The sequence below is a fragment of the Pseudomonas sp. LBUM1659 genome, from assembly GCF_059716045.1.
Map to the genome: position 1 here is coordinate 4658650 of NZ_CP166797.1, position 13533 is coordinate 4672182.

The following is a 13533-nucleotide window of genomic DNA, read 5'->3' on the forward strand; positions in this document are numbered from 1 at the left end:
GTTATGCCACGTCGAAGATTTGTTCAAAGTTGGAGATGGCGAGAATTTTGCGCACATCTGCATTGGCGTTGGTCAAGGTGATTTCAGCATTCTCGCCACCCGCATGATCACGCAGCAACAACAGCATGCCGAGCGCGGAACTGTCGAGGTAAGTGGCATCCTTCAAGTTCACTTCGAAGGATTCAGGTTTTGGCTGAAGATTTTCGTAGGACTCACGAAATTCCTGATGCTTGGTGAAATCGAATCGTCCCTTGATCGAAATCGTCAGCTTTTTCCCATCCTGAGAGACTTCTTTATGGACTGTCATTTAACGGCTTCCTTGTCATTGGCTAACGTGCTGCACAAGGTTTAGCACTTGGGAGAGAGGGGAGCAAGGCGCAACGATTGTTCAATACGGATCATGCCTGGGCAAGCGCTGCGACAACTCATCCAGCAATTTCTGTTCGCGCTTGTCTTCCAACTGCTGCGCTTCATCTCTGTAACGCTGTACAAGTTTTCGCAAGCCTTCGACACGGGCGAACGCCTGTTGCCAGGTATCGCGCGCCTTGTCCAGGTTGTTCTGGTGCCAGTTCAGGCTCTGCCGCTGCTGATCGATGGCGGTACCCAGTTGCGCCAGAAAGCCTTGATACCCCAGTAACCACTGGCCGGAAACGCCACTGCTGCCGCGCACGATCCATTGTTCCTGGTATTCGAGGCGGAAGGCTTCAAGGTCGGCGAGCTTGCTTACTGCCACACGCACCTGGCCCTGAAAATGCCCGAGGCGCAGGACGGCGGTTTTCTCGGCCTTTTCGGCCATGTCCACCACCGGCGCCAGGCGCGCGGCTCGACTCACGGCCATGGTCGGTTAGCCGCCCGCTGCCGGAGCGAAGATGGAAGCGAGATGGTTGACGCTGGCGCCCATGCCGATGTTGTCGTTCAAACCCTGACGCAGGTAAGTGACCATGGCCGGCTGGAGCGAAATCGCGGTGTCGGTTTCACGATCACCGCCCGGCACATAAGCACCGACACTGATCAAATCACGACTCTGCTGATAGCGAGACCAGTACTGCTTGAACATCTGCGCGCGGGTCATGTGTTCCGGGCTGACCACCGACGGCATGACCCGGCTGATGGACGCCTCGATATCGATGGCCGGGTAATGACCCTCTTCAGCCAGTCGGCGGGACAACACGATGTGCCCGTCGAGCACGCCGCGCGCGGCATCGGCAATCGGGTCCTGCTGATCATCGCCTTCGGACAACACGGTGTAGAACGCCGTGATCGAACCACCGCCCTTCTCGGCGTTACCGGCGCGCTCCACCAGTTTTGGCAACTTGGCGAATACCGACGGCGGATACCCCTTGGTGGCCGGCGGTTCGCCAATGGCCAGGGCGATTTCCCGCTGGGCCTGGGCGAAACGAGTCAAGGAATCCATGAGCAACAGGACGTTCTTGCCCTTGTCGCGGAAATACTCGGCGATGCGCGTGCAGTACATCGCCGCGCGCAGACGCATCAGCGGCGCATCGTCCGCTGGCGACGCCACGACCACGGAACGCTTGAGCCCTTCTTCACCGAGGCTGTGCTCGATGAACTCCTTGACTTCGCGACCCCGCTCACCGATCAGCCCGACCACGATAATGTCGGCCTCGGTGAAGCGAGTCATCATGCCCAACAGCACCGATTTACCGACACCGGTACCGGCGAACAGCCCGAGCCGCTGGCCGCGACCGACCGTCAATAAACCGTTGATGGTGCGAATGCCCACATCCAGCGGTTCGCTGATCGGTTCACGCTTGAGCGGGTTGATGGTGGGACCATCCATCGACACCCAGTCTTCGGCTTTCATCCCGCCTTTGCCGTCCAGCGCACGACCGGCGCCATCGAGCACCCGACCCAGCATGCTCATGCCCATTGGCAAGCGGCCGGTATCGGCCAGCGGGACCACACGCGCACCGGGGGCAATGCCGGCAACGCTGCCAACAGGCATCAGAAAGACTTTGCTGCCGGAGAAACCCATGACCTCGGCTTCGACCTGCACCGGGTGATAACTGTCGTCGTTGATGACCATGCAGCGGCTGCCCATGGCAGCACGCAAGCCTTCAGCTTCGAGGGTCAGGCCGACCATGCGCAGCAAGCGGCCTTCCAGAACCGGTGCGCCGGCAAGCTCCGTGGCCTCGGCGTAACCACCCAGGCGCTTGGCGAAGCTGGTGCGATCAAGGCGCATCGGGGTCGTCCAGTTGCGGCTCGATCGGGGCCACAGCACACTTTTCGTCGACCGCCAGCTCCAGGTGCAGATCCGGTGCTGACGGGTGCAGCGCCTGATCGTGCAACTGATCAAGCAGCTTGGCCATGACTTGGGCGACGCGGGTTTCGACGGTGGCGTCGATGCGACTGTGTTCCGTTTCAACCCGGCAACCACCGGGCAACAACGACTCGTCTTCGACGATGCGCCAGGTTTCTTCATGGCGTTCGCGCAATGCTTTGACTTGTTCGAAGTCCTGCGGATTGATGTACAAGCGCACATTGCCCGCACCTAAAGGCAAGAGCTTGAGCGCTTCACGCATGACGTGTTCGATCTGCGTCGAGTCGATGGCCAGTTCGCGCTGAATCACTTGTTTGGTGATGTGCTGCACGAGGTCGACCATGGACCGCTCAATGAAGGTGTCCTGCTCGGCGATTGGCTCGAACAGGTTGACCATCAGTTGCTCAAGACCGGCAAGCTTCGGCGCCAGCGCCGTTTCAGCTTCCTGACGAACCTTGAGCGTGGTGCTGTGAAAACCTTCTTTCTCGCCCACGGCGAAGCCTTCGTTGTAGGCCTCCTGGCGAATCGCTTCGAGTTCTTCGAGGGTCAGTGGCTGGACTTCGTCCAGCGGCACTTCTTCCATCTGCGGTGGCTCGGGCTCAGGTTCAGGCTCGGGCTCTGGCACGAAAGGGTCGAAACTGGGCAGCGCCCAGACGTCGAAAGCGGCAACGTGCTTGCCACGAATCAGGTCGGTCTGGGACTCATCATGTTTAGACGACATAGTGACCTTAGATCATCTCTTCGCCGCCCTTCCCGCCGAGAACGATTTCTCCGGCTTCGGCCATACGGCGGGCAATGGTGAGGATTTCTTTCTGCGCGGTTTCCACATCGCTGACACGCACCGGGCCTTTGGCCTCGAGGTCGTCGCGCAACAGTTCGGCCGCCCGTTTGGACATGTTCTTGAAGATCTTTTCCTTGACGCCTTCGTCCGAACCCTTGAGGGCCAGCACCAGCACGTCGGAGGACACTTCGCGCAGCAACGCCTGAATCCCGCGGTCGTCGACATCGGACAGGTTGTTGAACACGAACATGAGGTCTTCGATCTGACCGGACAGGTCTTCGTCGACTTCGCGGATCGAGTCCATCAGCTGACCTTCGATCGAGCTGTCGAGGAAGTTCATGATGTCGGCCGCGCGCTTGATGCCCCCCAGGTTGGTACGCGAGGCATTCGAGTTGCCGGAGAACTGCTTCTCGAGAATCTGGTTGAGTTCTTTCAGGGCCGCCGGCTGTACGGTATTCAGCGAAGAGACCCGCAGAATAATGTCCAGTCGGACCTTGTGATCGAAGTTTCCGAGTACTTCACCGGCCTGATCCGGGTCGAGATACGCCACCACGATCGCCTGGATCTGTGGGTGCTCGTAACGGATCACGTCGGCGACGGCGCGCGGCTCCATCCACTTCAGGCTGTCGAGGCCACTGGTGTTGCCACCCAAGAGGATGCGGTCAATCAGCCCGTTGGCCTTTTCTTCGCCCAAGGCCTGGGTGAGCATTTTGCGCACGTAGTCGTCGGAGCCGACGCCCAGGCTGGTCTGGTCGCCGACGATGTCGACGAACTCGCTCATGACCTGCTCGACTTGCTCGCGGTGCACGTTGCCCATCTGGGCCATCGCTACACCCACGCGCTGAACCTCTTTAGGCCCCATGTGACGCAAAACCTGGGCAGCATCGGTCGAACCGAGGGACAGCAGCAGAATCGCGGCTTTGTCGACCTTGGACAGTTTGGCGGCAACGGCTCGGTTATCACTCATCTGCGTTAATCCACTCTTTCACGACCTGGGCCACGCGACCCGGGTCTTCTGCCACCAGACTCTTGATTGCATTCAACTGTGCGTCATAGCCTTCGCTCGGGCTTGGCAGCAGTATGCTTTGCGGGCCGCCGAGGCTGACGCGGTCGTTGGCCAGTTCGCCGTCCAGGCCACCCATGCCACCCAACTCGACGTCGCTGCCGAGCAGTTGCTTATCTTTGCCGCCGCCGGTGATGTTGTTGAGTACCGGACGCAGCACGCCGAATACCAGCACCAGGATGAACAAGACACCCAGCAATTGCTTGACGATGTCCCAGAACCACGGCTGCGAGTAGAACGGAATATCGGCAATCACTTCACCGCGTTCTGCGGAGAACGGCATGTTGATCACGCTGACGCTGTCGCCACGACTGGCATCGAAACCGACCGCGTCCTGCACCAGACGGGTGAAGCGCGCCAATTCATCGGCAGTCCACGGCGCGCGGGTGGTTTCGCCGTTGGCGGCGTTAACCTTGACCTGATCGTCCACCACCACCGACACGGACAGGCGATTCAGTCGGCCCTGCTGTTGCTTGGTGTGGCTGATGGAGCGGTCGAGTTCGAAGTTCTTGGTGGATTGTTGACGCTTGTCTGCCGGGTACGGCGCCAGCATGGGCTGACCGGTGGCAGGGTCCATGATTTGTTGACCGTTGGCATCGATCAACGGCTGACCGGGCTGCACCATGCCGGCTGAAGCGGCAGTGCCAGCGGTGGATTGCGGTGCCGAGGCTGGCGACGGCGGCTGGTTGCTCAAGGCACCCGGCACACCTTGCGGGCCATTGCTGGCGGTGCGTTGTTCGTTGACCGACTGCTCGCTGCGCAACGCCGGTTGATCCGGGTTGAACTGCTCGGAGGTTGACTCGACGGCGCTGAAATCGACGTCGGCTGACACTTCAGCTTTATAGCGATCGTTGCCAAGCACTGGTTGCAGGATGTTGTGCACGCGCTGGGTCAGCATGCTTTCCATGCGGCGGCTGTAATCGAATTGCTTGCCGGCCATGCTCAGCTCGGAGTTTTCCGCCTGATCCGACAGCAGGTTGCCCTTCTGGTCGACGACGGTGATCTGCGATTTGCTCAGTTCAGGAACACTGGTCGCGACCAGGTTGATGATCGCCACCACTTGACCGGGCTCGAGCGAACGACCGGAATACAGTTCAACCAGAACCGAAGCGCTCGGCTTGCGTTCGTCACGCACGAACACCGAACTTTTCGGAATCGCCAGGTGCACGCGAGCGCCCTTGACGTTGTTCAGGCTGGAAATGGTGCGCGCCAGTTCGCCTTCGAGGCCGCGACGATAACGGGTCGCTTCCATGAATTGGCTGGTCCCGAGGCCTTGGTCCTTGTCGAGGATTTCAAAGCCGATGTTGCCGTCGCTGGGAGTGACACCAGCCGCCGCGAGTTTCAGTCGCGCACGGGACAAATCATCAGCCTTGACCAGCAAAGCGCCAGAGTTCGGTTCAACGGTGTAAGGAATATCGGCGGAGGCCAGGGTATCCATGACCTGCTTGGCGTCCATACCGGCAAGGCTGCCATACAGAGGCCGGTAGTCCGGTTGCTGAGACCACAGCACCACGGCAAAACCAATCGCCACGCTCGCAGCCAAGCCGACCAACAGGCCCACCTGACGCAACATGGTCATCTCGGAGAGGTTTTCCAGGAAAGACAACCCAAACAGCGGCGGTTTGCCGTTTATTGGATTGACCTTGGCCGGAACGTTATCGGCGACTGCATCTGCCATGACTCAATTCGTCCTTAAACCGGCATCTGCATGATGTCTTGGTAAGCCTGAACCAGCTTGTTGCGCACTTGCGTCAACGCCTGGAAAGACACGCTAGCCTTCTGCGAGGAAATCATGACGTCCGTCAGGTCGACACCGCTCTTGCCGATCTCGAAAGCACTGGCCAACTGAGTGGACGCCTGCTGAGTGTCGTTCACTTTATTGACGGCTTGACCGAGCATGTCGGAAAAGCTGCTGCCACCCAGTTCAGGGACTGCGGCAGTCGATTTAGGCGCAGACATGGCATCCATTTGCATGGAACGCATATCCAGCATCAACCGATTAAATTCAATACCTTGGCTCATGATCTACTCTCGTTGACGACCCGCAATTTTTTGACACTCACTCGGCGGGTAGTGAGGTGTTAGCAACAAGGGTGCCAGCTCCGTGTTGCTCGGAACAAAAGCTCTCTGCGGACCTCACACAAACTTCTGTAGGAGCTGGCTTGCCAGCGAATCAATGGTGGCCGTGACGCCGACTTCGCAGGCAAGCCCGCTCCTACATGATTGTGTTGCAGCGTAAATGGTTGTTCGCCAAACCTTCAGGTGGCGAACAAACAGGCTTCCACATCCATTCCGGCATCGCGCATCTGCGCCAGCTTGTAGCGCAAAGTGCGCGGGCTGATGCCCAGTCGCTCGGCAGCGTCCTTGCGACGGCCGCGCTCAGAACGCAGGGTATCGATGATCATCTGGAATTCGCGGCGCCGCAGGTCATCGCCCAGTGCGCCAGCCGATTCAGCGTCAACTTCGACGGCACGTACCGGTGCGGCTACCCATGTTGGCAACGGCGCACACGCAACCGGCCCGGACAAACAGAAATCCTGCGGCTGGATCAAACCGCCCTGCTGCAGAATCAAGGCCCGCTGGATCGCATTGTCCAACTCACGCACATTGCCCGGCCATGGGTAACCGATCAGGCACGCCTGCGCTTCGGGCGACAGTCGCGCCGCTGCATGCTTCATTTTATTGACGTGTTTGGCCAACAGTCGCTCGGCCAGCGGCAGGATGTCCGCTGTGCGCTCGCGCAGCGGACGCCAGGCCAGCGGAAACACCGACAGCCGATAGTAAAGGTCCTCACGAAAACGCCCCGCCGCCACTTCGCCGGCCAGATCGCGGTTGGTGGTGGCCACGACCCGAATGTCCAGCGTGATCGTTTTGCGTGCGCCCACCCGCTCGACTTCACGCTCCTGCAAAACGCGCAGCAACTTGGCCTGAAGGCCGAGGGGCATTTCGGAAATTTCGTCGAGCAGAATCGTGCCACCATCAGCTTGTTCGAACTTGCCGGCCTGCGCTGAAATGGCGCCCGTGAACGAACCCTTTTCGTGACCGAACAACGTGGCTTCAAGCATGTTGTCGGGGATCGCTGCGCAGTTGATCGCAATAAATGGCTGACTGGCGCGATGGGAATGCTGGTGAATGTAGCGCGCCAACACTTCTTTGCCGGTGCCGGACTCGCCCGAGATCAGCACCGTGGAATCACTGCGTGCCACTCTCGCGGCCAACTCCAGCAACTGCGCGCTGGCCGGTTCGAACGCGATCGGTCCTTCGCCCTCGACCGTACCGAGATTGCCCAATGCATGACGCGCCACCAAATCAAGCAATGCCTTGGGCTCGAACGGTTTGACCAGATAGTCCGCCGCACCTTGGCGCATCGCATCAACTGCCCGTTCGACGGCACCATGGGCCGTCATCAGCAACACCGGCAATTGCGGCTGACGCGCCCGCAGCAAACCTAGCAGCTGGTGCCCGTCCATGCCCGGCATATTGACGTCACTGATCACCAGATTGAACGCCTCGACAGCCACTGCCGCCAACGCATCCTCTGCCGAACCCACCGCCTTGAAATCGTGCCCCGCCAACATCAGCGTATCGGCCAATGCTTCGCGTAGCGCGCGGTCATCCTCGACCAGTAAAACCTTGATTGCCATGCCTTTCATTCCACTCCCTGGGCACAGGGCTTTTCACCCGAAAAAAGCGGCAGAATCACTTGCGCACACGTGCCGCGACCCGGCCGCGAGCGCAGCTGCAATTCTCCCTGATGCGCACGCGCCACCGCCTTGACCACGGTCAGACCCAACCCGGTTCCAGTGGTTTTGGTGGTGAAAAACGGCTCCCCCAGACGTGCCAGCACGTGACTGTCGATGCCACTGCCGCTGTCACTGACGCACACGCGCAGGGTGTTTTCACGGGTAAAAAAGTGAACTTTCAAGCGGACATCGCCGGCACTCGCCTGAATCGCATTCTCGACCAGATTGAGGATCGCCCCGATCAGCGTGTCGCGATTACACAGCAACTCGCCTGCGTGACTGTCGCACTGCCAACGGACTGTCAGGTCTTGAACATGCGTCAGTGCTGCCGCTTGCAGCGATTGCATCAACTGTTTCGGCGTGATGCGGTCGGTCAGCGGCAGCTCGCCGCGCGCGAACACCAGCATGTCGCGAACCTGATGTTCCAGTTCATGCAAACGCTCTTTCAGGCGACCGGCAAAACGCTGCTGCGTGGCGACTGGCAGCTCTTGCTCAGCCAAGTGACTGGCATACAGCAAAGCAGCCGACAATGGCGTACGAATTTGATGAGCCAGCGAGGCGACCATTCGGCCGAGGGAAGACAAGCGTTCGTGACGGGCTAGCTGATCTTGCAGGTGACGGGTTTCAGTCAGGTCGTTCAGCAGCACCAACTGACCCGGCTCAGCGTCCAGCGAGCGAGTGGCAATCGACAGACGCCGACCGTCCTTGAGAGAGATTTCATGACCGTCGTCTTTGCGAGGCGCGAAACAACGGGCGATGACCTGGCGCCAAAGCTCACCTTCGAGCGGCAGACCGAGCAATTCACACGCCGCCGGGTTGGCTTCGCGCACAATGCCTTGGGCATCGATAACGATGACGCCGCCGGGTAACAGGTCGAGGAGATTTTGCAGACGATTAGCCAGGCGTTCTTTTTCCGCCAGCTCTTGCATGCGCTGCGCACTGACCACCGCCAACTCGCCCTTGAGCTCGGTGACCCGGGCTTCAAGCAGGCTGTAGGAGTCGGTCAATTGGCTCGACATCTGACTGAACAGCGCAAACGCCTGCTCAAGGCCAAGCCGGCTTGCCTGCTCTACGGACGACGGCTGTCCCGAAGCGTCAGGGACAGGAGACAACTGGGCGGCTTGGGGCATTGTGCTCTCTCGCTTGGCTGACCGTCAGTTAAACGGAACGTTGCGAGGGACATAGCAATACCCGTGCCTAAAAAAAACCGCCAAAAAATGAAGGACTTGAAAAACAGGCGTCAATCATCTGCCTGTTCATCACCGTCGCGACGGCTCATGCCGTACTTGCGCATCTTTTCCACCAGTGTGGTGCGACGAATACGCAGGCGTTCAGCAGCGCGCGCCACAATGCCATTGGCATCATCCAGCGCCTGCTGAATCAAGCCCTGCTCCAGACCACCGAGGTAGTCCTTCAGGTCCAGACCTTCCGGAGGCAGCATGGCAGTGGTGGTGAAGTCCGGGGAATGACCATTGATGGCCACCCGTTCTTCAAGATCACTGCGCAGGCTGTCGACCAACTGCTCGTCTTCGTCATCGACGTAGCGGAATTTCTTCGGCAACTCGACCACACCAATCACCCCGTACGGGTGCATGATCGCCATGCGCTCCACCAGGTTGGCAAGTTCGCGAACGTTGCCCGGCCAGCCGTGACGGCACAGTGACATGATCGCGGCGGAGTTGAAACGGATCGACCCGCGCTTCTCGTGCTCCATGCGCGAGATCAACTCGTTCATCAGCAACGGGATGTCTTCGACACGTTCGCGCAGGGGCGCCATCTCGATCGGGAACACGTTCAGGCGGTAATACAAGTCTTCGCGGAACGTGCCGACCTCGATCATGCTTTCGAGATTCTTGTGGGTCGCGGCAATGATGCGCACGTCGACGCTTTGGGTCTTGTTACTGCCCACGCGCTCGAAGGTGCGCTCCTGCAGGACACGCAGCAACTTGACCTGCATCGGCAGCGGCATGTCGCCGATTTCATCGAGAAACAGGGTGCCACCGTTGGCCAGCTCGAAACGCCCGGCACGACTGGTGATCGCCCCGGTGAAGGCGCCCTTCTCGTGGCCGAACAATTCGCTTTCCAGCAACTCGGCCGGGATCGCTCCGCAGTTGACCGGAACGAAGGGCGCGTCACGACGCCTGGAGTGATAGTGCAAGTTGCGTGCAACCACTTCCTTGCCGGTGCCGGACTCGCCAAGGATCAGTACGCTGGCGTCGGTGTCGGCCACTTGCTGCATCATCTGACGGACGTGTTGAATCGCCCGGCTGGTGCCGACAAGGCTGCGGAACAGATTAGGCTCACGGTGACGACCGCGCTCGCGGGCCTGGTCGTACATTTCGCGATAGACCTGGGCACGGTGCAGGGAGTCGAGCAATTTACTGTAGCTGGGTGGCATTTCCAGGGTCGACAGCACTCGACGACGCTGGTCTTCAGGCAAGTCAACGGAAGAATTATCGCCCATTAACAAAACCGGAAGGAACTCATCCCAGGTTGCGAGTGTCTTTAGCAAGCCCGTAAGTGCGCCGGGAGCATTAACCGTCCCGATGAGGACACAGATCACTTCACGACTTGATGACAAAGAGCCGACAGCCTGCTGCCAGTCATGGCTACCACAGGGTAAATTTTCCTCACCGAGAAAATTTAAAATCACCGCCAAATCGCGGCGGCGGACGCTATCGTCATCAATCAGCAGAATTTTGGTTTCACGCCACATGCAATAGCAACTTCCCTAGTCAACTCAATGCCCAAAATGCTGGGGCAAGCTAAACGCTTGCAGGCCTGATAGGCCTGAAGACGACTGAAATCTGGAACCAGCCACTAGTTAAGTCAAAAAACCGTGCACAGTCAAATTTATGGCGCACTATCATTGGATTAACTGAGGATTAACTAACCGAACAGATGGTAAACCTTTGCCGCGTTCTGTGCTTGATGGATCTGCGACATCTCATCAACTATCGCTTGCCTCTCCCCCGTCGCGGCCTCAAGAAGCTGCTTGTACACCCCCAGTAACTCCTCAAGGTTGTCGCGCAATGCGGCCTCGTCCACCGACGCTTCACTCAAGACATCTTCCATGCAGGATCGGCACGCCAGGTCCAACTCAGCGATGGCCTCCCAATTGCGCTCGGCCAATGCACCGACCAGGCCTTCGCGGGTGTGTTCGATTCGCTGCAATACAAGACTCATGGTGATCTCCTTAAAACTGCGGACCCGGCGCGGCAATACCATCCCAACCGTCTTTGACAGTACGAAGCAAATCAGCAACTTCGTCGAGAATCTCTGGATCGGTCTTGATGTTGGCTTCCGTCAGGCGCTTCATCATGTAGGTGTATAGCTTGTCCAGCTCACTCACAGACTCGACCGAATTCTCCAAGTCCAGACCTTCACGCAAGCCGCCGATGATCCCGATCGCCTTGCCGATGAAAATGCCTTTATTGGGGATATCCTTGCGCTCCATGGCACCCTTGGCCTGAGCGATACGATCCAGGCCGCCTTCCATAAGCATTTGCACCAGGCGATGGGGACTGGCTTCGGAAGTCTGGGCCTGAGCACCAATCTTCTGGTACTGCCGAAGGGCTAACATCGGGTTCATGCTGTACCTCATCAAAACTCTGCGATTCGTATAGCCAGTGTATCGACACGGCGTCAAAAATCTTTAATCCAAACCAAAAAAAGCCCGACAAGCGGAATCCGCTGCCGGGCTTTTGGCGCTTATGCGCTATGAGGCGTTTTTCTGCGCGTTCATCGCCTCGAACATCGAGGTGATGTTGCTGGCAGTTGCCTTGAGTTTGCCCACCAGGGAATCCATGTCGTTGTACTTCTTGGTCAGCACAGCAGTCAGCGTCTCTATACGGCGATCCAGCGCCGCCTGCTGGTTGGCAAGATTGGTTTTGACTTTGGCCAGGTTAGTCGAACGCGCATCGAGGATGCCTTCACTGCCAGTAACCGTATACGGCGTGATGGCCGTATTCATGCGTTCCAACAAGCCTTTGGCTGCATCACCGGTCGCAGTTGGATCACCGAGAAACAATTTCTGAACCTCACCACCAAGCTTCTGCGCATCCATCGCCTTGGAGAACTTGGTGCTGTCAAAGTCCAACGCACCTGTTTTCTGGTTGGTGGTAATCCCCAACTGCGAAAGAACCGTCAGCTTATCGCCTGCACCGGTACTGGTCAGCGGTTCACGGATCGACGCAAGAATGCCCCGAGCCAATGGGTCACCGGTCAATGCGGCGGCAATGGTCGGCTTGCCGTCATCATCCAGGGAGGGTTTGGTCAACGCAGTCACACTGCTGACAACCTTGTTGTAAGCATCGACAAAGGCCTGGATCGATGCTTTCAAACCGTCGCTGTTGGGCCCCACAGTCACGGTCGACGTTGCCCCAACGCCACCGGCGACCAAATTCAGGGTCAAGCCGGAAATGGCGGTGTCGGCAGTGTTGCTTTTGCTGGTAAGCGCCAGCCCATCGACAGAGAAGTTGGCATTCATCGCGAAGTCGCTAATCGCACCGGCCGAAGTCTCGTCAGGTGTTGCGCCCATCTGCTGACCCGCAAGGATTTCAAGACTGTCAATGCCGCTGAGCGTGATATCGGAACCGAAACCCGTCGTAGTAGACCCCATCACCAGACGCGAACCAAAGGAGTCGGTCACGATGTTGGCACTGAAACCATTGGCGCCTTGCTGGGTGTTGATTGCATCCCGAACCGATTGCAGCGTCGCGCCGGTCGGTATGTCGACAGTACGGGTAATGCCATTTTGAGTGATGCTGAGCGGACCTGCTCCCGAAATGGCGCTGGAAGGACCACCGGGGAACGCTGCTGTAGCCACTTTCGAAGACGTCGCCAGGTTGGTGACCTTAACGACATAAGTACCGTTGACCGCGGTATTGTTCGCCACCGCAGTAAGCACTTTGGAATCAGAAGATGTAGCGTTGAAGCCCAGGAACTGTGGGTTTTTCAGGTCGCCAAGATTCTTGATCGCTGTCTGAAAATTCGCCAGGACACTTTTGAGGCTACCAATACCGGAAATCTGCGCGGTATTGATGGTCGTCTGACGGTCGATCTGGTTCTGCTTGGCTGCTTTGTCGGCATTGACCAAGGCTTTGACAATAGCACCGGTATCAAGGCCAGAGCCTAAACCCGTGCCCGGTAGAATTGGACTTGCCATGCATATCTCCCTTCAGTGTGTCGCCGGTCTTTTGACCACTACAACGCCCAAAAGAACATAGCAACAATATTCATGCCAGCTGTCAGGCTTTCGCGCTGAACAGCAGATGGCTTGCATCATTCAAACTATTGGCCAGTCTCAGGACTTCTTCATTGGGGATTTGGCGAACCACCTCACCCGAGTCACTGGCAATAACCTTCACGATGACTTTGCCTGAAGGCTCGTCGATCGAGAACTCGAGATTGCGCTTGACCGACTGAACGAACTTTTCAATTTCCTGAACGGCCATCTTGAGTTTGTCCCGTTCGGATGCCGACTCTTTCGTTTGTTCATCCTTGACCGGCGCCACCACAAGGGCATCGGCTCGAGGCTTCTCCGCCGGTTTGTCAGCAACCGTCGTCGCCGGCTTCGCAGCTGGATAAGACAAGTTCAGCTTCACGCTCATATCCATGTCCATCACCTCTTAAAGTAAAAAGCGAGAGAGCACGACAAGCGCAC

General features: G+C 58.2%; 14 protein-coding genes. All 14 read right to left on the reverse strand.

Features of this window, described 5'->3' with window-relative positions; genetic code table 11:
• Position 1: 1 nt before the first annotated feature.
• Positions 2-307, reverse strand: coding sequence for an STAS domain-containing protein (locus tag ACA048_RS21105; RefSeq protein ID WP_497626118.1), 306 nt, complete (start codon positions 305-307; stop codon positions 2-4).
• Positions 308-388: 81 nt separating this feature from the next.
• On the reverse strand, positions 389-838 hold the full coding sequence (gene fliJ / locus ACA048_RS21110) for a flagellar export protein FliJ (protein ID WP_497626119.1): 450 nt from the start codon (positions 836-838) through the stop codon (positions 389-391).
• 6 nt (positions 839-844) lie between these two features.
• Positions 845-2203, reverse strand: coding sequence for a flagellar protein export ATPase FliI (gene fliI, locus ACA048_RS21115; protein ID WP_497626120.1), 1359 nt, complete (start codon positions 2201-2203; stop codon positions 845-847).
• Positions 2193-3002: a flagellar assembly protein FliH gene (gene fliH / locus ACA048_RS21120; RefSeq protein WP_497626121.1), complete on the reverse strand. Its 810-nt coding sequence runs from the start codon at positions 3000-3002 to the stop codon at positions 2193-2195. Before fliH ends, fliI begins: the two co-directional genes overlap by 11 nt.
• 7 nt (positions 3003-3009) lie before the next feature.
• A complete protein-coding gene (gene fliG / locus ACA048_RS21125) occupies positions 3010-4029 on the reverse strand; it encodes a flagellar motor switch protein FliG (protein WP_497626122.1) in 1020 nt (339 codons plus the stop codon).
• Positions 4022-5803: a flagellar basal-body MS-ring/collar protein FliF gene (gene fliF, locus ACA048_RS21130; RefSeq protein ID WP_497626123.1), complete on the reverse strand. Its 1782-nt coding sequence runs from the start codon at positions 5801-5803 to the stop codon at positions 4022-4024. Before fliF ends, fliG begins: the two co-directional genes overlap by 8 nt.
• A gap of 14 nt (positions 5804-5817) precedes the next feature.
• The gene (gene fliE, locus ACA048_RS21135; RefSeq protein ID WP_007948901.1) at positions 5818-6147 is read right to left on the reverse strand and encodes a flagellar hook-basal body complex protein FliE; all 330 of its coding nucleotides are present in this window, start codon (positions 6145-6147) and stop codon (positions 5818-5820) included.
• A 236-nt stretch (positions 6148-6383) separates the two neighbouring features.
• Positions 6384-7769 (reverse strand): sigma-54-dependent transcriptional regulator, encoded by a 1386-nt coding sequence (locus ACA048_RS21140; RefSeq protein WP_497626124.1) that lies wholly within the window; start codon positions 7767-7769, stop codon positions 6384-6386.
• Positions 7770-7774: 5 nt separating this feature from the next.
• Positions 7775-8998 carry a sensor histidine kinase gene (locus ACA048_RS21145; protein ID WP_497626125.1) on the reverse strand — a complete coding sequence of 408 codons (1224 nt, stop codon included), beginning with the start codon at positions 8996-8998 and terminating at the stop codon, positions 7775-7777.
• A gap of 110 nt (positions 8999-9108) precedes the next feature.
• A complete protein-coding gene (locus ACA048_RS21150) occupies positions 9109-10584 on the reverse strand; it encodes a sigma-54 dependent transcriptional regulator (protein ID WP_497626126.1) in 1476 nt (491 codons plus the stop codon).
• Between the two features lie 173 nt (positions 10585-10757).
• Positions 10758-11054, reverse strand: coding sequence for a flagellar protein FliT (gene fliT / locus ACA048_RS21155; RefSeq protein WP_497626127.1), 297 nt, complete (start codon positions 11052-11054; stop codon positions 10758-10760).
• A 10-nt stretch (positions 11055-11064) separates the two neighbouring features.
• Positions 11065-11460: a flagellar export chaperone FliS gene (gene fliS, locus ACA048_RS21160; RefSeq protein ID WP_497626128.1), complete on the reverse strand. Its 396-nt coding sequence runs from the start codon at positions 11458-11460 to the stop codon at positions 11065-11067.
• Between the two features lie 126 nt (positions 11461-11586).
• On the reverse strand, positions 11587-13035 hold the full coding sequence (gene fliD, locus ACA048_RS21165; RefSeq protein ID WP_497626129.1) for a flagellar filament capping protein FliD: 1449 nt from the start codon (positions 13033-13035) through the stop codon (positions 11587-11589).
• Between the two features lie 82 nt (positions 13036-13117).
• Positions 13118-13486 (reverse strand): flagellar protein FlaG, encoded by a 369-nt coding sequence (locus ACA048_RS21170; RefSeq protein WP_497626130.1) that lies wholly within the window; start codon positions 13484-13486, stop codon positions 13118-13120.
• Between the last annotated feature and the right edge of the window lie 47 nt (positions 13487-13533).